The organism is Micromonospora okii, from assembly GCF_020884795.1.
GTDB lineage: Bacteria > Actinomycetota > Actinomycetes > Mycobacteriales > Micromonosporaceae > Micromonospora > Micromonospora okii.
The window spans coordinates 36,971-55,403 of sequence record NZ_BBZF01000027.1 but is presented as its reverse complement, the minus strand read 5'-3'; the positions used below and the strand labels follow the sequence as shown (position 1 = coordinate 55,403).

Annotated in this window: 13 protein-coding genes; 9 read left to right on the top strand and 4 right to left on the bottom strand. The window is 71.6% G+C overall.

Annotation, left to right across the window (positions count from 1 at the left end; genetic code table 11):
- Positions 1-240: 240 nt before the first annotated feature.
- Entirely contained in the window at positions 241-888 is a 648-nt protein-coding gene (locus LPU43_RS25825) for a TetR/AcrR family transcriptional regulator (protein ID WP_229403130.1), read from the bottom strand.
- A 189-nt stretch (positions 889-1,077) separates the two neighbouring features.
- Between LPU43_RS25825 and LPU43_RS25820 the strand changes: the two genes are divergently transcribed.
- On the top strand, positions 1,078-2,223 hold the full coding sequence (locus LPU43_RS25820; protein WP_229403129.1) for an FAD-dependent oxidoreductase: 1,146 nt from the start codon (positions 1,078-1,080) through the stop codon (positions 2,221-2,223).
- A gap of 358 nt (positions 2,224-2,581) precedes the next feature.
- On the opposite strand, the gene LPU43_RS25815 is transcribed toward LPU43_RS25820, so the two are convergent.
- A complete protein-coding gene (locus LPU43_RS25815) occupies positions 2,582-2,779 on the bottom strand; it encodes a DUF397 domain-containing protein (protein WP_229403128.1) in 198 nt (65 codons plus the stop codon).
- Positions 2,780-3,010: 231 nt separating this feature from the next.
- Here LPU43_RS25815 and LPU43_RS25810 point away from each other — a divergent pair, with 231 nt between their 5' ends.
- The 6 genes from LPU43_RS25810 to LPU43_RS25785 all read left to right on the top strand — a co-directional run bounded on the left by LPU43_RS25810 (position 3,011) and on the right by LPU43_RS25785 (position 8,687).
- A complete protein-coding gene (locus LPU43_RS25810; RefSeq protein ID WP_229403127.1) occupies positions 3,011-4,207 on the top strand; it encodes a helix-turn-helix domain-containing protein in 1,197 nt (398 codons plus the stop codon).
- A gap of 369 nt (positions 4,208-4,576) precedes the next feature.
- Positions 4,577-4,924 carry a hypothetical protein gene (locus LPU43_RS25805; protein WP_229403126.1) on the top strand — a complete coding sequence of 116 codons (348 nt, stop codon included), beginning with the start codon at positions 4,577-4,579 and terminating at the stop codon, positions 4,922-4,924.
- Positions 4,911-6,113, top strand: coding sequence for a helix-turn-helix domain-containing protein (locus LPU43_RS25800; RefSeq protein ID WP_229403125.1), 1,203 nt, complete (start codon positions 4,911-4,913; stop codon positions 6,111-6,113). Before LPU43_RS25805 ends, LPU43_RS25800 begins: the two co-directional genes overlap by 14 nt.
- Before the next feature lie 90 nt (positions 6,114-6,203).
- Positions 6,204-7,865 carry a sodium:solute symporter family protein gene (locus LPU43_RS25795; protein ID WP_229403124.1) on the top strand — a complete coding sequence of 554 codons (1,662 nt, stop codon included), beginning with the start codon at positions 6,204-6,206 and terminating at the stop codon, positions 7,863-7,865.
- A 33-nt stretch (positions 7,866-7,898) separates the two neighbouring features.
- On the top strand, positions 7,899-8,201 hold the full coding sequence (locus LPU43_RS25790) for a hypothetical protein (protein ID WP_229403123.1): 303 nt from the start codon (positions 7,899-7,901) through the stop codon (positions 8,199-8,201).
- A 117-nt stretch (positions 8,202-8,318) separates the two neighbouring features.
- Positions 8,319-8,687: a hypothetical protein gene (locus LPU43_RS25785; RefSeq protein WP_229403122.1), complete on the top strand. Its 369-nt coding sequence runs from the start codon at positions 8,319-8,321 to the stop codon at positions 8,685-8,687.
- A 157-nt stretch (positions 8,688-8,844) separates the two neighbouring features.
- Here LPU43_RS25785 and LPU43_RS25780 read toward each other — a convergent pair whose 3' ends face one another.
- Positions 8,845-10,638, bottom strand: coding sequence for a glycoside hydrolase family 6 protein (locus LPU43_RS25780; RefSeq protein WP_305075118.1), 1,794 nt, complete (start codon positions 10,636-10,638; stop codon positions 8,845-8,847).
- 587 nt (positions 10,639-11,225) lie between these two features.
- Here LPU43_RS25780 and LPU43_RS25775 point away from each other — a divergent pair.
- Entirely contained in the window at positions 11,226-12,587 is a 1,362-nt protein-coding gene (locus LPU43_RS25775) for a hypothetical protein (protein WP_229403121.1), read from the top strand.
- A gap of 1 nt (position 12,588) precedes the next feature.
- Positions 12,589-13,251: a class F sortase gene (locus tag LPU43_RS25770; RefSeq protein WP_229403120.1), complete on the top strand. Its 663-nt coding sequence runs from the start codon at positions 12,589-12,591 to the stop codon at positions 13,249-13,251.
- A gap of 49 nt (positions 13,252-13,300) precedes the next feature.
- Here the strand turns inward: LPU43_RS25770 and LPU43_RS25765 are convergent, their stop codons facing one another.
- Positions 13,301-18,358, bottom strand: coding sequence for an NAD-glutamate dehydrogenase (locus LPU43_RS25765; protein WP_229403119.1), 5,058 nt, complete (start codon positions 18,356-18,358; stop codon positions 13,301-13,303).
- Positions 18,359-18,433: the final 75 nt, after the last annotated feature.

Here is an 18,433-nt window from a genome sequence, read left to right as displayed (position 1 = left end):
CAAGATCCGCACAACTTCAGGGAAAGTGTCGTCATCTCCGCCGCTTGAGGGCACAGTTTCAGTGAAAGTGTCGGCTGCGGCCGACCGACCGGCACAGCGACGGCGCGCAGCTTTTCGCACGCCTCGGACGCGGTTCTGCTCAGGGCATGGCCGGGCCGTACCCGCCCTCCTTCGGCGCGCGTCCCGCCGTGCCCGGCACGATCCCCGCAAGTTCACGGTAAGTGCTGCCATCTCCGCCGTTCAGGACCCACTTTCAGTGAACTTGCTGCCTGCCGGTGGACCGGCGGGCGGCGGGGAGGCGGGTGCCGGACCCTTCAGGGACGCCCAGCCGTTGGCGAGGAGATCGAAGACCGTCTCGACGGCGGCGCGGCGGTCGGCCCGCCCGCGCGTGAGGCTCGGGATCTGGAGCACGAACCGGGCCAGGGCGACGCAGGCGACGTCGTCCGGCGCGACGCCGAGCTCGCCGGCGATGGCCGTGCTGAGGCTGTCGGTGTGCCGGGTCCACATGCGTTCCGCGTACGCGCGTAGCGCCGGCACGGACTCCACCAGCTCATTGAACTCCGCCATCTGCGGGTGGAGTGCGGTCGACAGGTGCGCGCCCAGGACGTACTCGCGGAGGGCGTCGATGATGCCCTGCCCGTCGGGGCGCTGCCGCACGACGGCGATCAACTGCGCCTCGTTCTCCTGGTCCTGGTCGAAGACCAGTGCCTCCTTGCCGGTGAAGTGCTTGAACAGCGTGGTGGTCGAGACGTCGGCCGCATCGGCGATGTCACGGATGCTGACCTGGTCGTAGCCCCGCTCCAGGAAGAGGCGCAGGGCGGCGTCGGCGATCGCCTGCCGGGTGGCGGCCTTCTTGCGTTCGCGCCGACCGACGGGGTTCTGGGTCATGAGCCGAGTGTAGTCGATCGCGGCATGAGGCAATAAGTTGACTCGTTGCACTTTTGAACTCAGTATGGTTTTCTGGATCGGCGCGACACCCCGAGCCACCTCGACCTGCCGCTCGGCGGGAGCGCGCGCCCCAGATTCCCCGGCCGTCTCCGTCAGGGGACGACGTCCGGGCCCACGGAAGGACAGCGCATGACCTCACCAGACCCCCGGCAGGCCAGGATCAGCATCGTCGGCGCGGGGCCCGGCGGGCTCACCTGCGCCCGCATCCTGCAACGGCACGGCCTCGCGGTGACCGTCTACGACCGCGACCCCGACCCCGACGCGCGCAATCAGGGCGGCACCCTGGACCTGCACGCCGACAACGGCCAGATCGCGCTCCGCGAGGCCGGCCTGCTCGACGAGTTCTTCCGGCTGTGCCGCCCCGAAGGCCAGGAGAACCGCATCATGGACGTCCACGGCGAGCTGCGGGCGCACCTGGTGCCCGACGACGGCGAGCTGTTCAAGCCCGAGATCGACCGGGGCCAGCTCCGCGACCTGCTGCTCAACTCCCTGGAGCCCGGCACCGTACGGTGGGGCCACGAACTGGGCAGCGTCGGCGGCCCCGCCGCCGGCCCCCGCACCCTGCACTTCGCCGACGGCACGACCGTCGGGACGGACCTCGTCATCGGCGCCGACGGGGCGTTCTCCCGGGTTCGCCCGACCGTCTCGCCGGCCGTCCCCCGGTACGTCGGCATCAGCTTCACCGAAGCCTGGTTCCACGACGTGGAGAACCGGCACCCGGAACTCGCCGCGCTGGTCGGCCCGGGCAGCGCCTCGGCGGCCGACGGCGAGCGCGCCCTCTGGGGCCAGCGCAACAGCGGCGACCACATCCGCGTCTACGTCCTGCGCAAGGCCCCGGTCGACTGGATCACCCGGGCGGGCCTCCGGCCCGACGACACCGCCGGGATCCGCGCCCACCTGCTCGCCGAGTTCGCCGCCTGGGGACCGCGGACGAAGCAGATGATCACCGACAACGAGGGTGCGTACGTCGACCGGCCGATCTTCGCGCTCCCCGCCCCGCACACCTGGGAGCGCAACCCCACCGTGACGCTGCTCGGCGACGCCGCCCACCTCATGCCGCCGCTCGGCCTCGGGGTCAACCTCGCCATGCTCGACGCCAGCGAACTCGCGCTCGCGCTCGCCGGCTCCACCACCGTCGACGAGGCCGTCCAGACCTACGAGAGCACGATGCTGCCGCGCTCCGCCGAGTTCGCCACAATGGTGGAGGGCCACGCCGAGGACCTGCTCTCCGGGGACCTCCCGCCCGAGTTCGACGACGAGGACGCCCGGCCCTGACGGGGCGGCACCGGCCGCGCCGTACGCTCCGGCCGCGCGGCCGGGGCGCACCGCGCGGCCGGAAGCCGTAGCGACTCCGTTGATCGACTCCGTGTCGCCGACATGGGGCGATCAAAAACGGATGAAGGCGCAATGTCGCCGACACGGAGTCGATCAAGGGGCTGACGCGGGACGATCCAGCGTCAGCCAGGGGCCGCGACATGAGAGCGCGCCCGAAATGCCCTTGCCGCACCCGCGACCCGCCCTACTCCGAGCCCGAAGCCGCCTGCGCAGCCCCTGAGCAGCGCGAGTCGAGGGCAGGCCGAACCCCGCTGACGGAGCCCGGCCCGCCCTCGGCCAGCTCGACTGTTGTCGGCGTTCAGCTCAGGGCGTCTGCCCGCACACCCCTGACGAAAGCCGACCAGACTGCGGGGGCGAAGACGAGAGCAGGGCCGCTGGCGTCCTTGCTGTCCCGCACGCCGACAACGCCGGACAGGTTGTCGGCCACCTCGACGCATTCACCCTCGTTACCGCTACGGCTGCTCTTACGCCAGGACGCGCCGGCCAGATCAGTCATCGCAACCTCTTCTCGATCAATCCCCCAGGCACCACGCGCGACGTGTGGCCTTTGGGCGGCGCGAAGCGCGATCAGGGCTGCCGCGCCACGCCGACGTGGACCCATACCCCATTGTTTCCCTCCGAGTGCGCAGTGTCACCACCTCGGACGTATCCGGTGTACCGTCCGAAGTGGTGGCCCGCTGGAAATGTGCGGTGCCGCCGCCGAGCCCGCTTACCTGGGAGCGACGTCATGAGCGATGCTGAGACGTTTGGTGCTCGTCTACGTGCCCACCGCGAACGAGTCGGCAAGACGAGAGCAGTCCTCGGCGGGCTCGTCGGACGCAGCAGCGAGTGGGTCAAGGCGCTGGAGACGGGCCGCCTGCTCGTCCCTCGGCTGCCGATGCTTCTTCGTCTCGCCGAAGTGCTCGGTATCTCCGACCTGGCCGACCTGACCGGCGAGCAGTCTCTTCCGGTTGCGTCGGTCACGAGGGCCGGGCATCCCGACATCGCCCAGATCGCTACCACCATGCAGCGCCCCTCCGCCCCGGCGGGCACCCCGGCCCCGGCGGAGACATTGACGGGCCTGGTCGACCAGGCATGGCGCATCTGGCACGGATCCACCACGGAAAGGACCGCCATCGCCGGGGTGTTGCCGAGTCTGCTCGACGACGCGCGTCGTAGCACCTGGCGGCTGGAGGGTGTCGAACGGCGGCGCGCCCTGGTCGAGTTGGCCCGTGTCTACCATCTCGCCCAGCTGTACCTCGCCCACCAGCCGTACCCGGAGTTGGTGTGGCTGGCAGCCGACCGCGCAATGGCCGCGGCACAGGAGGCCGACGATCCGGGAGCGGTCGCCGTCGCCGCCTGGTACTACGCCCACGTCTACCGATCGTCCAACATGGTTGACGCAGCGGAGCAAGTACTGAGGGAGGCGCTGACCGCCGTTGATCCCGACGCCGACGCTGACTCTCGCGCCCGCTGGGGTCAGCTACACCTGGGGGTGGCGCTCGGGCATAGCAAGGCTGGCCGAGCCGGACAGGCATGGCGCGCCTGGGACCTCGCCGAGGAATCCGCCAGACGGCTCGGCAGCGGCTACGCGCATCCCTGGTTGATGTTCGGGGAGACCGTCTGCGCGATCTCCGCAGCGACGATGGAGGCGGACCTGTGCAGGCCAGGCGAGTCCATCCGCCGCGCGGCAGCCATCGACTACCTGGCCTTGCCGTCCCGGACCCGTCGAGCCGCCGCATTGATCGACGCAGCCCGGGCACACCTGGCGCGCCGTGAGGAGATTGCCGCCGTGCACCTGCTCGGGCGGGGCTTGCGCGAGAGCACGGACACGGTCCGGTACAACCCCTTCGCGCGAGCCGCCACCCTGGAACTAACGAGCCGACGCGGCACGACCGGCGAGGATGCCCGAGAACTGGCGCTGGCAATGGGCATCAACTGGTAGTAACCACAGGGGTACGGATCATCACCGTCGCACCTGGTCGACGCCCGTAACGTCCAGTTCCGGGCGCGACTGGCACGAATCTCCCAACTGGTACGGCTGCCAACCGCGTCCCTCAGCCGGGCGCGGCGGTCGTCATTCCCTTCCCCGAGAATCCCGCCGCCGCGCCCCTCTTTTCCGGGAGGCCGCAGGTGGCAAAGGTCAAATGGTTCCAGCGTCAGGACGAGCCAATCGACGTCGTCGAAAGCTCGACGTCTTCCCGAAAGTCCCGGGCGTACGGCGAAGCGGGTCCCCCACAACAGCCCGAAGAACCGAACGCCGTCGAGCGCGCGTGCCCGGACGTCACGGATCGCAACCGGGGCAAGGGGCGGCGTGGGTAGCCGGAGCCCGTCGGGGAAGCCCTTCAGCGTCATCCTGGCCGGCTACGCGCTCGACTTCCACAGCCGCAACGCCTGCTCCAAGTGCACCGACGACGGATGCCCGAGGCTCGCGTGGGCGCGCAGAACGCTGGAGACCTGGCGGGATCGGCAGGCGCGACGCCGCACGATCGACGCGCCTCCCCGCGAGGGCAGCGTGGGCAGCGTGGGCGAGCAGATCCAGGAGGCGGAGCGGGAGGCGGCCCGGCGGCGGATCCTCGACCTGGCCGAGGCCGAGCGGATACCGGCCGAGGAGACCACCCGGGCGGTGCCCGACCGGCGGTGGCGGCGTGGACAGAAGTGACCTCCCCGTCGGTCGGCGGGTGGCGTACTGGCGGGCGCGGCGGAGGTTGTCGCAGCAGGTCTTCGCCGACCGGGTCGGCAAGTCGAAGAGCTGGGTCGACAAGGTCGAGCGCGGGGTCCGCGCCCTGGACAAGGTGTCGACCCTGCACGAGATCGCCGCCGTGCTGCGGATCGACCCGGCGGTGCTGCTCGGCCGGGACGCCCGCCCCGCCGACGTGACCACGCGCGCCGAGGGCGTCGAGCGCGTCCGGGCGGCGCTGTCGGCGTACGAGACGGTCGTGGGTGTGTCGGGGGCGGCCCACCTGCCCCGGTTGCCGCCCGAGCGGCTGGCGCAGGAGGTCGCGCACGCCTGGACCACCTTCCAGCACGCCCGGTACCCGCAGGTCGTCGCGCTGGTGCCAGGGGTGCTGGCCGACGCGCAGCGCTGCCACGCCGACGTCCCGGGGGCGGGGCGCGCGCCGCTGGTCGAGGCGTACCGGATCGTCGCGGCGCTGCTGGTGAAGCTCGGCGAGGCCGAGTTGGGCTGGCTGGCCGCCGACCGGGCGATGGCCGTGGCGGCCGGCGACCCGGTGCTGGTGGCCGCCGCCGCCGTGCAGCTCGGTCAGGCGCTGCGCGCGTCGGGGCGGGCGCGGGCGGCCATGTCGGCGGCGTTGGCCGCCGCGTACCGGATCGCCCCGCCCGTGCCGGACGCCGCCGGCCCGGCGGAGCTGTCGCTGTGCGGGACGCTGCTCGCCCAGGCGGCCCTGGCGGCGGCCCGGGACGGCGACGAGCACTCCACCGCCGACCTGCTCGGCGAGGCCGCCGAGCTGGCGGGGCGGGTGGGCGAGGGGCACGACCACCACCGGACCGCCTTCGGGCCGACGGCGGTCGACCTGGCCCGGGTCGCCGCCGCGCTCGACCTGGGCGACGCGGGCGGGGCGGTCGGCTGGCACGAGAGGACGGTCCGGCGGGACGCCTGGCGGTGGCTGCCCGCCGAGCACCGCGCGGCCCACCTGCTCGACGCGGCCCGCGCGTACCTCGCGGCCGACGACCCGGCGGGCGCGGGCCGGGCGGTGCTCGACGCCGAACGCACCGCGCCGGCCGAGGTGCGCCACCGCCCCGCCGCCCGGGAGCTGCTCGCCCGGTTGACGCGCGACCCCCACGCCCCGGCCAGGATCGTCCAGCTCGCCGCCGCGCTCGGGGCGGCCTGAGGAAGCCACGCCGCGACCGTGACGCAGAGCATGAAAGTTTGCACCCTGGGTAATAGGGCGCGAACCAGCGGCGGCACGAGGGGTGACGGCATGGGCGACGGCGGCGGCCTGCGGCTGAGCATGAACGCGCTGGACTACGGCATCCTGGCGCTGTACTTCGTCACCGTCCTCGGCGTCGGGTTCGCCGCCCGCCGGGCTATCCGCACGAGCGTCGACTTCTTCCTCTCCGGGCGCTCGCTGCCCGCCTGGGTCACCGGCCTGGCCTTCGTCTCGGCCAACCTGGGCGCGCTGGAGATCATCGGGATGGCCGCCAACGGCGCGCAGTACGGCATGATGACCGTGCACTACTACTGGATCGGCGCCGTGCCGGCGATGGTCTTCCTCGGCATCGTGATGATGCCCTTCTACTACGGTTCCAAGGTCCGCAGCGTCCCCGAGTACCTGCGGCTGCGGTTCAACCGCCCCACCCACCTGCTCAACGCGCTCAGCTTCGCGGTCGCCCAGGTGCTCATCGCCGGGGTCAACCTGTACGCGCTGGCGCTGGTGATGCAGGCGCTGCTCGGCTGGCCGCTGTGGATCGCGATCATCGTCGGGGCGGCCATCGTGCTGGCGTACATCACCATCGGCGGCCTGTCCGGGGCGATCTACAACGAGGTGCTCCAGTTCTTCGTGATCCTGGCCGGGCTCATCCCGATCACCGTGATCGGCCTGGTGAAGGTGGGCGGGGTCGGCGGCCTGATGGACGCGGTGCGCGGCTCGAAGCTGGGCGAGGCGGGGCTGCACGCCTGGCAGGGCACCGGCACCACCGACAACCCGCTGGGCGCGCACTGGATCGGCATCGTCTTCGGCCTCGGCTTCGTGCTCTCCTTCGGGTACTGGACCACCAACTTCGCCGAGGTGCAGCGGGCGCTGTCGGCCCGGAACATGAGCGCCGCCCGGCGCACGCCGATCATCGCGGCGTACCCGAAGCTGGTGATCCCGGCCGTCACGGTGATCCCCGGCCTGATCGCCCTGGTCACGGTGAAGGGGCTGGGGGCCGAGTCCGGCGACCTGGTCTACAACAACGCCATCCCGCTGCTGATGCGCGACCTGCTCCCCAACGGGGTGCTCGGGGTGGCGGTGACCGGCCTGCTCGCCTCCTTCATGGCCGGCATGGCGGCCAACGTGAGCGGCTTCAACACCGTCTTCACGTACGACATCTGGCAGGCGTACGTGCGGCGCGACCGCAGCGACGAGTACTACCTGCGCATCGGCCGGTACGCCACCGTCGGCGGCGTCGTGGTGGGCATCGGCACCGCCTTCATCGCGGCCGGGTTCAGCAACATCATGAACTACATCCAGGCGCTGTTCTCGCTCTTCAACGCCCCCCTCTTCGCCACGTTCATCATCGGCATGTTATGGCGGCGGATGAGCGCGGTGGCCGGCTTCTGGTCGCTGCTGCTGGGCACCCTGGCCGCGCTGGCGACGTACCTGCTCTACAAGGGCGGGGTGATCCACTTCAACTCGGACCTGGAGGAGAGCTTCTGGGGCGCGGGGATCGCGTTCGTCACGGCGGCCGTCGTCGCGCTGGTCCTCACCCCGCTGACCGCGCCGAAGCGCGACGACGAGCTGCGCGGCCTCGTGTACGGGATGGGCGGCGTCGACCTCAAGGGCGACGTGCTGGCCGGCGACACCGCCTGGTACCGCTCCCCGGTGCTGCTCGGCGGCATCGCCCTGGTACTGGCCGCCCTGCTCTACCTGCCGGTCTTCTAGCCCGTCGCGCAACGATCAGAAGGGAGGCCAGCCGTGTCGGAGAACGCCGAGGAGGCGAACGACCCGCTGGTGGAGGAGACCGAGGCGGAGCGGAGCAGGTCGGCCGCCGCACGGCTGTTCGACATCCGCCGGGTGATCGGTGGGCTCTTCGTCGCGTACGGGCTGGTCGTGGGCGTGGTCGGGATCTTCGACGGGCCGGCGGAGATCGACAAGGCCCAGGGGGTACGGATCAACCTGTGGGCCGGGCTGGCGATGCTCGCCTTCGGTCTGCTCTTCCTGCTCTGGCAGTGGCTCCGGCCGGCCGAGCCGCCCGAGTCGACCGGTGACCGGGGCTGAGCCGTCCGCCGCTCCCTCACCGGGTCCGGGTCGCTGGGCCGCGCCGACGGCATGTTCGCGACGCTGGAGGGTAGGCCGGGGGGATCAGGCAACGCCTGCGGACAGGAGGGCAGCAGGATGACCGGACGCGACCGGAACAGCGGGCCGCCGCTGGAGGAGAGCCCCGAGGTGGCCGCCGCGGTGGACGACGAGAGCACCGTGCCGCAGTTGCGCACCGGCGGCGGGGCCGACCGGGACACCCCGTCCTTCGCCGAGCCGGGGGACGCCCCGGAGGGCGCCGGCTCGACCGAGGACCTGATCGGCGACCCGTACGGGGCGGGCACGGGTGCCGGTGGGGACAACATCCGCACCGGCGCGGAGCAGCCGTGGGAGCCGGAGGACCTGGTGCGGGCCCGGGGCCAGGACGTGACGCCGGGCAACGTCGAGCGGGCCCGCCGGGACCTGGCCGAGCACGGCCGGGAGGCGGTGGAGCGGACCGTCCCCTGACCGTCCGCCTGCCTCCTCCCGCCCGCAGTCTTCCGGGGACGCGGGGCGGCGGACAGGGGGTGGCCCCTGGCCCGACCGGTGTGCGGTCGGACCAGGGGCCGGGTGCCCGTCGCCGCGGTGCCTCACTCCCGCGACGGCGGACGGGCCTTCCGCCTGATCAGGAGAGCGGCGGGTAGGCGTTCTGCATGAGCTGGGCGAACTGCGCCGCGAACCAGGCGCCGGAGATCGGGGCGTCCGGCAGGGCGCCGCTCGGGTTGTTGCCGTTGCGGGGGTTACCGGTGTAGGTCGGGTCGCACATCCGGTCGAAGCCCTTGCCCTCGTTGTTCGGGATCTCCTTGCTGGAGCCGTCCGACTCACCCGGGGGCTTCACCCAGACGTAGGCGTCGATGCCCGGCTCGGGAGCGGCCTTCGGACGCTCGCCGAGGCCCGCGCCGGCCTGGTTGCACCAGTTGCCGGCGTGGATGCGCCGGTCCACCCGACCGCCGTTGACGTAGGTGTCCACGTTGGTCGTCGCGCCCGGGCCGGTGGGCCGGGCGGAGCCGCCCCAGCCGTTGCGGGAGGTGTCGATCAGCATGCCGATCTTCGAGTCGAAGCCCTTGGAGACCAGCTCGTTGCGGAACGCCTGGGCGAACGACAGCTCGTCGACGTAGAAGTTCCAGTCGACCCACTTGGACTGCCGCACGGTGGTCCCGTTCACCGAGTCGGTGACCTTGAAGTGCGGCTCCTTGAGGGCCGAGTAGTTCGCGGTGTTGACGATGAAGCCGTGCACGTTGGCCGGGGTGCTGCCGGACGCGCCGGCGGCCTCCCGCAGGATCGTGGCGCTCGGGCTGAAGTTGCTGTCCCAGCCCAGCCAGCCGTGGTGGCCGGCGTCGATGTAGTTGTAGACGTTGCCGATCGCGCCGAGCTTGGCCAGGGCGTAGCCGACCCCGTTGACGTACGCGCCGTTGGCCTTGACCGTGTCGCACATCGCCGTGCCGCCGGGGTTGCCCGAGGTGTTGGTCACCAGGTTCGGCAGGGAGTCGATCTCGATGATGTTGATGATCCGCAGGCTGGCGTACTTCGCGTCGCGCTGGATCGCCGCGATCGGGTCGATGTACTCGGCCTTGTACCGGGGCAGGTCGTTCGGGCCCAGCTCGCCGTTGGAGGCGAGGGCGGAGCAGTCCCGGCCGGGCAGGTTGTAGATGACGAACTGGATGTAGTTCGCGCCCTGCTTCAGCGCCTCGTCCAGGTGGTTACGCACGCCCATCGCGCCGTTGGAGCTGCTGTCCGGGGTGCCGTTGATGGCGGCGATCCGGTCGATCCAGACGGCGGTCGGGTTGTTCGACACCCGGTTGCCGCCGGCCACGGACTCGGCCTTGGCCTTCCACTCCGGGTTCACGTACCCCTTGGCGTTCAGGTACGGGTTGTCCACCTTCTGCCCCGGCGGGGGCGACGTCGGCGGCGGCGTGGTGGGCGGTGGCGTGGTGGGCGGCGGGGTCGTCGGCGGGGGCGTGGTCGGCGGCGGCGTGGTGGGGTTCGGGTTGCCGCCGTTGCAGACCACCCCGTTCAGGGTGAACGAGGTGGGCTTCGGGTTGCTCCCGCTCCACGTGCCGTTGAAGCCGATGCTGACGCTCCCGCCGCTGGGAAGCGCGCCGTTGTACGACTCGTTCGCGGCGGTGACGTTCTGCCCGCTCTGGTTCCACTTCGCCGCCCAGCCCTGCACGACCCGCTGGCCGCTGTTCGGGAAGGTGAACCCGAGGTTCCAGGAGCTGAGGGCGTCGCCCAGGTTCCTGATCGTGAGGTTGCCGGTCATTCCGCCGGGCCATTCGTTGGTGGTGTAGTCGACGCTGCACTGGGTCGCGGCCTGGGCCGCGGTGACCGGGATGGCCACCATGCCGCCAGCGACCAGGACACCCGCACCGGACAGTGCGAGCGCCCGGCGACTACCGGACAGCCTCTTCCTCATACTCATGCCACTGATCTCCTTGGGCGAGACCGGACTCGCGGCCCGGCGGAACGGCGCGCGTGCGTCGCTGGTTGCGGACGGCCGACGCGTGCCAATGGGGGTTCGGGTTGCCCGACCCGGACGGGCGTTGTGGTGGTGGTGCGCGACCGGCGCTCCAGGCCGGTCGGAAGGCCGACGTCGTCCGGTGGCGACCGGTGCCCTCGACGTCCGCGCCGCGCGGTGTGGCTCCCCGTACCGCGTAGGGGAATTCTTGCATGGGAGCGCTTCCATAGCAATGGCTCTATGAGCGTCCGCAGGTTGGAGAACCGGACAGTGTCGCCGAGCGGGGCCGGCCAGCCGTCGAACGGGGTGGCGCGCGCGGCTGCACCCCCGGTGCCCGAAAGAGTGCGGCACGCCCAGGCGGTCGGCAACCCGCCGGCCCGGATGCGACGGCCACCAGCAGGGGCGAACCGCCCCTAACACTCCTTTCTGATCAATGCCCGCATAACGTAAAACGCGAATCTTTCCCCTGATAGCTCGCGAAAAGGTCTAACGTCGTCAGTAGCTCGACTGACGTCGGGCTCAGGACGAAGAGGGATGGAGTGACGCAGGTCATGGCAAACAAGATGCTCGGGAAGGTTGTCGCGGGTGCGGCCCTCGGCGGCGCGTCCCTGCTGGTGTTCACGCCGGGGATCGCGTTCGCGGACGGGCACCAGGACGGCGAGGCCCGCGAGGGCAAGATCTACGCCAAGCCGCACGTCGTCAAGCCCGGCGAGAAGGTCACGCTCCTGGAGATCTGCACGGAGCGCAAGGAGGACGTCTTCGTCTGGTCCAAGGTGACCGGCAAGGTCGACCTGCGCCCGGCCGAGGGCCGCGACCACCGGGGTGACCGGGGCGACGAAGACCGGGGTGGCAACGAGCACGGCAAGCCCGGCGAGGACCAGGGCGAGGACGGCAAGGAGCACGGCAAGCCCGGCGACGAGCAGGGCAAGGACAACGAGCACGGCAAGCCGGGCGAGGACCAGGGCCGGGGCGACGAGCACGGCAAGCCGGGCGACGAGCAGGGCAAGGGCAACGAGCAGGGCAAGCCCGGCGAGGGGCACGGCAAGCCCGGCGAGGACCAGGGCAAGGACAACGAGAACGGCAAGCCCGGCGACGAGCAGGGCAAGGGCAACGAGCAGGGCAAGCCCGGCGACGAGCAGGGCAAGGGCAACGAGCAGGGCAAGCCCGGCGAGGGGCACGGCAAGCCCGGCGAGGACCAGGGCAAGGACAACGAGAACGGCAAGCAGGACGGCAAGGGCGGCGGGGCCCCCGACGACTCCTACGGTGAGGAGGAGTGGAGCGGCTACGAGTCCGACCAGCAGTCCGAGAAGGAGTACGGCAACACCAGCGGGGGCTCCGGCTACGGCAAGAACGAGGAGTCGAACCGCAACGGGAAGGACGAGGAGTCCGACCGCCACGGCAAGGAGAACGGCAACAACAACGACAAGTCGGACCGCCACGGCAAGGACAACGGCGAGTCCGGCGGCCACGGCAACAACGACGACAAGTCGGGCCGCCACGGCAACAACGACGACAAGTCGGACCACCACGGCAAGGACAACGGCGAGTCCGGCCGCCACGGCAAGGACAACGGCGAGTCCGACCGCCACGGCAAGGACAACGGCGACAACGACGACGAGTCGGGCCGCCACGGCGAGGACGAGGACTCCTGGGAGCACGGGAAGGACTTCGTCTACTACGGCGAGGCCCGGGTCGACTCGGACGCCGAGCCGGGCCGCTACAAGATCCACGGCTCCTGCGGCGAGGGCGAGCTGGTCGTGCTCCCGCGCGGGGGCGTCGACGGCGGTGACGGCGGCGCGACCGGCGGCGTCGACCGCGGGCTGGCCACCACCGGGGCCGGCATGCTGGGCGCCGCGACGCTCGGCGGGATCGTGCTGATGCGGCGGCGTCGGACCAATGGGTCCCTCGCCTGACGTGACGGCGACACCGGCCGGCGGCCGTCACGGGAGACCGTGGCGCGCCGCCGGCGCGGCCGTCGTCGTCCTGCTCGCCCTGGCCGGCGTCGGGACGCTCGGCGTCTCCCTGCGCGACGTCCCCGCGCCCCGCCCGCCCCAGCCGCTGGCCCAGGCCGGGGTGGAGCGGCCGGTGACGAGCGGTGGGCAGCCGGCGGTCGGGGTGGGCCGGGCCGCCCCGACCACCGTCTCGATCCCCCGGATCGGGGTCGACGCCCCGGTCATGACCCTGGGCACCAACCCGGACGGCACGGTCCAGGTGCCGCCGCTGGAGCAGGCCATGAGCGCCGGCTGGTACTCCCCGGGGGCGAGCCCCGGCGAGATCGGCAACGCGGTGCTCGTCGGCCACGTCGACTCGGCGAAGGTCGGGGGGCCCGCCGTCTTCTTCCAGCTCGGCGCGCTGCGCACCGGCGACACGATCGCTGTCTCCCGGGACGACGGCAGCCGCCTCACGTTCACCGTGGACGACGTGCGGTCGTACCCGAAGAACGACTTCCCCAGCGAGCTGGTCTACGGCCCCAGCGACCGGGCGGGCCTGCGGGTCGTCACCTGCGGCGGCCAGTTCGACGAGGAGGCGGGCAGCTACGTGGACAACGTCGTCGTCTTCGCGACCATGACGGGCTGACTCCGCGCGGACGCGCCGCGGCCGGTCGGCCGCGGCGCGTCCGCCTCGCTCAGGCCGCGGAGGTCCGCACCAGCGTGCGGATCTGGCGCAGCAGCACCGACAGCGCTGCCAGGTCGCCCCGCGAGTCGTCGAACTCCCCCATCGCCCGCTGCGCGCGGTGGATCGAGGTGGTGTTCGACTGCTCCCACTGGAGCACCCGCTCCAGCGGCGGCAGCCCGGCCGGGGTGGAGTTGAGCACCTCATCGGTGAGCGCGGCCAGCGCGGCGTACAGGTCGTAGCGCAGCGCCATCCGGGCCAGCGTCTGCCAGCGGTCCTCCCGGGGCAGCAGGGAGATCTTCGACAGCAGCGAGTCGACGCGGAACCGGTCGGAGAGCACGAAGTAGACCGAGGCCACCTCGCCGACGTCCCGTCCGCCGCCCGTCGCCGTCTCCACGATGTCGAGCAGGCCGAAGCTGTACATCAGCCGGGTCGCCTGCTCGGCCAGCCCGCGCGGCAGGCCGCGCGAGGCCATCTCGTCGGCGTGGGCGGCGATGGCCTCCCGCTCGCTGCCGTGGAACAGGTTCTCCAGGCCGGGCAGCAGCCGGGCCACCCCGTCGCGCAGCCGGGCGATCTCCGCCGGCACGTCGATCGGCGACCGCCGGTTGGTCACCAGCCAGCGCACCGCCCGGTCGAGCAGCCGCCGGGTGTCCAGGTAGACGGCGGTCTGCAACTCCGGCGCGACCTTGTTGTCCAGGGCCTCGACGGCGTCCCACAGCTCGCGCAGCCCGAACACCTCGCGGACCACCACGTACGCGCGGATCACGTCGGCCGCCGACGCCGCGGTCTCCTCGACCACCCGGAAGACGAACGTGATGCCGCCCCGGTTGATCGCCTCGTTCACCAGCACCGTCGTGACGATGTCCCGGCGCAGCCGGTGCTGGCCCATCCGGTCGGCGAACCGCTCGCGCATCGGGGTCGGGAAGTAGTTGACCAGGACGTCGGTCGTCCAGTCCTCGTCCGCGAGCCCCTCGGCCAGGATCTCCCGCTCCAGCACGATCTTCGTGTACGCGAGCAGCACCGCGAACTCCGGCGCGGTCAGCCCGCACTCGGTGCGGGTCGCCAGCTCCTCGTCCGACGGCAGCCCCTCCAGCGCCCGGTCCAGCGCGCCCGAGCGCTCCAGGTCGGTGATCATCCGCCGGTGCACCGGGAGCAGCGAGGCCGCCTGCGCCTGGGAGTTGTTGACCGCGCGGGCCTGGTCGTAGTTGTCCCGCAGCACCAGCTCGGCGACCTCGTCGGTCATCCCGGCCAGCAGCTCGTCGCGCTCGGGCCGGGTCAGCGCCCCGTCGGCGACCGCCGTGTTGAGCAGGATCTTGATGTTCACCTCGTGGTCGGAGCAGTCCACCCCGGCCGCGTTGTCGATGAAGTCGGTGTAGATCCGGCCGCCCGCGCGGGCGTACTCGATGCGGCCGTGCTGGGTCCAGCCCAGGTTGCCGCCCTCGCCGGCCACCCGGCAGCGCACGTCCTTGCCGTTGACCCGGATCGCGTCGTTGGACTTGTCGCCCACCTCCGCGTTGGTCTGCGAGGACGCCTTGACGTACGTGCCGATGCCGCCGTTCCAGAACAGGTCGACCGGCGCGGTGAGGATCGCCTTCATCAGCTCCTGCGGCGAGAGCTGGGTGACGTCGTCGTCCAGCCCGAGCACGGCCCGCACCTGCGGCGAGATCGGCACCGACTTCGCCGCGCGCGGGTACACCCCGCCGCCTTCCGAGATCAGCTTCTCGTCGTAGTCCTCCCACGACGAGCGGGGCAGGTCGAACAGCCGCCGGCGCTCGGCGTACGAGGTGGCGGCGTCCGGGTCCGGGTCGAGGAAGATGTGCCGGTGGTCGAACGCGGCCACCAGCCGGATGTGCTCGGACAGCAGCATCCCGTTGCCGAACACGTCGCCGGACATGTCGCCGACGCCGACCACCGTGAAGTCCTGGCTCTGGGTGTCGTGGCCCAGCTCCCGGAAGTGCCGCTTCACCGACTCCCACGCGCCCCGGGCGGTGATGCCCATCTTCTTGTGGTCGTAGCCGGCGGAGCCGCCGGAGGCGAACGCGTCGCCGAGCCAGAAGTCGTGCGACTCGGAGATCTCGTTGGCGATGTCGGAGAACGTGGCGGTGCCCTTGTCCGCCGCCACCACCAGGTACGGGTCGTCCGGGTCGTGCCGGACCACGTCCTCCGGCGGCACGATCTCACCGGAGACGATGTTGTCGGTGACGTCGAGCATCGCGCCGACGAACTCCTTGTAGCAGGCCACCGCCTCGTCCCGGTCCCCCGGCTTCTGCTTGAGCACGAAGCCGCCCTTGGCGCCCACCGGCACGATCACGGCGTTCTTCACCATCTGCGCCTTGACCAGGCCGAGCACCTCGGTGCGGAAGTCCTCCCGCCGGTCGGACCAGCGCAGCCCGCCCCGGGCCACCGGCCCGTACCGCAGGTGCACGCCCTCGAAGCGGGGCGAGTAGACGAAGATCTCGAACTTCGGCCGGGGGGCCGGCAGGTCCGGGATGGCCTGCGGGTCCAGCTTGAGCGCCACGTACGACCTCGGCCGGCCGCCGACCGGCTTGGCGTAGAAGCTGGTCCGCAGGGTGGCCTGGATCAGCGTCAGGTACGACCGCAGGATGCGGTCCTGGTCGAGGCTGGTCACGTCGTCCAGCGCCGACCCGATCGCCGCCACCAGCTCGCCGCTGCGCTCCTTGCGCTGCTCGTCGGTCCACTCACCGGGCTCGAAGCGGGCCTCGAAGAGCTCCACCAGCAGTGCGGCGACGCGCGGGTAGGCGATGAACGTCTGCTCCATGTACTCCTGGGAGAAGACGGCCCCGGTCTGCCGCAGGTACTTCGCGTACGCCCGCAGCACCACGACCTGCCGCCAGGTGAGGCCGCCGCGCAGCACCAGCTCGTTGAAGCCGTCCACCTCGGCCTCGCCCCGCCACGCCGCCGCGAAGGCGTTCTCCACGTGCGGGCGCACCTCGGCCAGGTCCTGGTGGCCCTCGGGCAGCCGCAGGCCGAAGTCGTACAGCCAGATCCGGCCGTCGACGCGCTCCACCTCGTACGGGTGCTCGTCGACCACCCGCACGCCGAGGGAGTGCAGCACCGGCAGCACCGCCGAGAGCATCATCGGCTCGCCGTACCGGTAGACCTTGAACCGGACGTCCATCGGCTCGTCGGCGTCGGCCGGGCGGCCGGCGGCGTTGACGCGGGGCGCGAGCTGCTTGCGGAACAGGTGCATCTCAAGCTGGCCGGGCTCCTCCAGCAGCTCCAGCTTGGCCAGGTCCTTCATCGCCTCGTACGGCGTGTGCCCGTCCTTGTAGCCCTCCGGGAACGCGTCGGCGTACCGGGAGAAGAGGTGCTTGGCCTGCTCGTCGCCGAGCTTGCGCTCCAGCACGAGGCGGTAGTCGTCGTCCCACAGCCGGGTGGCGTCGGCCAGCTCCTCGGCGAGCAGGTCCGCGTCGATGTCGCCCGGCGGGCGGGTCGGGTCGGTACGGACGATGAAGTGCACCCGGGCGAGCATCGACTCGGTGACCCGGGTGGTGTAGTCCACCCCGATGCCGTTCAGCTCGCGCAGCAGGATGTCCTGCATCCGCAGCCGGTTCTGCGTGGTGAAGCGGTCCCGGGGCAGGTAGATCAGGCAGGAGATGAACCGCCCGTACGCGTCGCGGCGCAGGAACACCCGCAACTGCCGGCGGCCGGCCATCCGCAGCACGCCGACCGCCGCGTGGTAGAGGTCTTCGGTCTTGATCTGGAACAGCTCGTCGCGGGGGTACGTCTCCAGTATCTGCAACAGGTCCTTGCCGGAGTGGCTGCGCTGGCTCAGGCCGGAGCGGTCCAGCACCTCGGCGACCTTGCGGCGGACCACCGGCAGCTCCTGGACGCTGGTCCGGTACGCCGCCGTGGAGAACAGCCCGAGGAAGCGCCGCTCGCCGACCACCTGACCGGCGTCGTCGAAGACCTTGAAGCCGATGTAGTCCAGGTACGCCGAGCGGTGCACCGTGGCCCGGGAGTTCGCCTTGGTGATGATCAGCAGGCGCTTCTCCATCACCTTCTCGTGCGCCTCGTGGGTCATCGACGACAGCGCCCGCGTGTCCGGGGAGTCCGAGCGCAGGATGCCCAGCCCGGTGCCGAGCACCGCCTCCAGCGCCGGCCCCTCGCCCTCGGGGGCGTCCACCAGCCGGTACTCCCGGTAGCCGAGGAACGTGAAGTGGTCGTGGGCGAGCCAGCGCAGCAGCTCCACCGAGTCGGTGATGTCCTTCTCCGGCACCGGCGGGCGGCGCTCGGAGGTGCGCGCGGAGGCCAGCTCCTCGGCGAGGGCCAGCGCCCGCTGGCGCATCTTCGGCCAGTCCTCGACGGCCTCCCGCACGTCGGTTAGCACCCGCTGCAACTCGCGGCGCAGCTTCTCCCGCTCCCCCGCGTCGCGGACCGGGTCGATCTCGATCCGCATCCAGCTCTCGACCAGGTCCCCGTCGACCGCGTCGTCGGGCTCCACGTCGGCCGAGACCCCGGTCAGCCGGCCCAGCGGCTCCCGGCGCACCACCACCAGCGGGTGGACCAGCAGGTGCACGTCGAGGTGGTGGGAGTTGAGCAGGGAGGTCACCGAGTCGACCAGGAACGGCATGTCGTCGGTGACGATCTCGATGACCGTGTGGTGCTGGTCGGCGTCCGGCTCGTGGATGCGCAGCTTCAGCTCGCCCGGCACCCGCTGCTGGGCCAGGTCCCGGTGCGCCCGGGCCGCCTCCAGCATCTCCTCGGCGGTGAAGCCGATCAACTCCTCGTCCGGCGCGAACCGCCAGAAGCGGCTGACCAGCGCCGCCGCGTCGTGGTCGTCACCGGCGGCGGTGACCGCCTGGGCGACGAGGCGCTCCGCGTTCGGCACCGGCTCGTCGAGCTCGGCGTCCTCGGCGTCGTCGGCCAGTGCCTCGGCGGGCAGGCCGAGATCGTAGAGCGTGTCGATACTCGAACCGGTCACCCCGGTCGCGCCCGAGTCGAGCCGGCCGAAGCCGTCCCCGTCGGTCGCCGAGTCGAAGCTGTCATCCCGGCTGGTGTCATCCTGCCGGAAGTCGGGTCCCGGTTTGATCGCCGGACGCCGGTCCATCGGTGCCACTCCCCTCGATCCACTGCGTTGTGGATCACTCTGCCGCCCAGCCTATGCCCTCTTCTGGCGCATGGT

What these genes read in the sequence shown, in the direction of transcription:
- LPU43_RS25795 (WP_229403124.1), top strand. Translation starts at nt 6,204, where the DNA reads ATGGGCGACGGCGGCGGCCTGCGGCTGAGCATGAACGCGCTGGACTAC.
- LPU43_RS25815 (WP_229403128.1), bottom strand. Translation starts at nt 2,779, where the DNA reads ATGACTGATCTGGCCGGCGCGTCCTGGCGTAAGAGCAGCCGTAGCGGT.
- LPU43_RS25810 (WP_229403127.1), top strand. Translation starts at nt 3,011, where the DNA reads ATGAGCGATGCTGAGACGTTTGGTGCTCGTCTACGTGCCCACCGCGAA.
- LPU43_RS25775 (WP_229403121.1), top strand. Translation starts at nt 11,226, where the DNA reads ATGGCAAACAAGATGCTCGGGAAGGTTGTCGCGGGTGCGGCCCTCGGC.
- LPU43_RS25785 (WP_229403122.1), top strand. Translation starts at nt 8,319, where the DNA reads ATGACCGGACGCGACCGGAACAGCGGGCCGCCGCTGGAGGAGAGCCCC.
- LPU43_RS25825 (WP_229403130.1), bottom strand. Translation starts at nt 888, where the DNA reads ATGACCCAGAACCCCGTCGGTCGGCGCGAACGCAAGAAGGCCGCCACC.
- LPU43_RS25820 (WP_229403129.1), top strand. Translation starts at nt 1,078, where the DNA reads ATGACCTCACCAGACCCCCGGCAGGCCAGGATCAGCATCGTCGGCGCG.
- LPU43_RS25765 (WP_229403119.1), bottom strand. Translation starts at nt 18,358, where the DNA reads ATGGACCGGCGTCCGGCGATCAAACCGGGACCCGACTTCCGGCAGGAT.
- LPU43_RS25780 (WP_305075118.1), bottom strand. Translation starts at nt 10,638, where the DNA reads ATGAGTATGAGGAAGAGGCTGTCCGGTAGTCGCCGGGCGCTCGCACTG.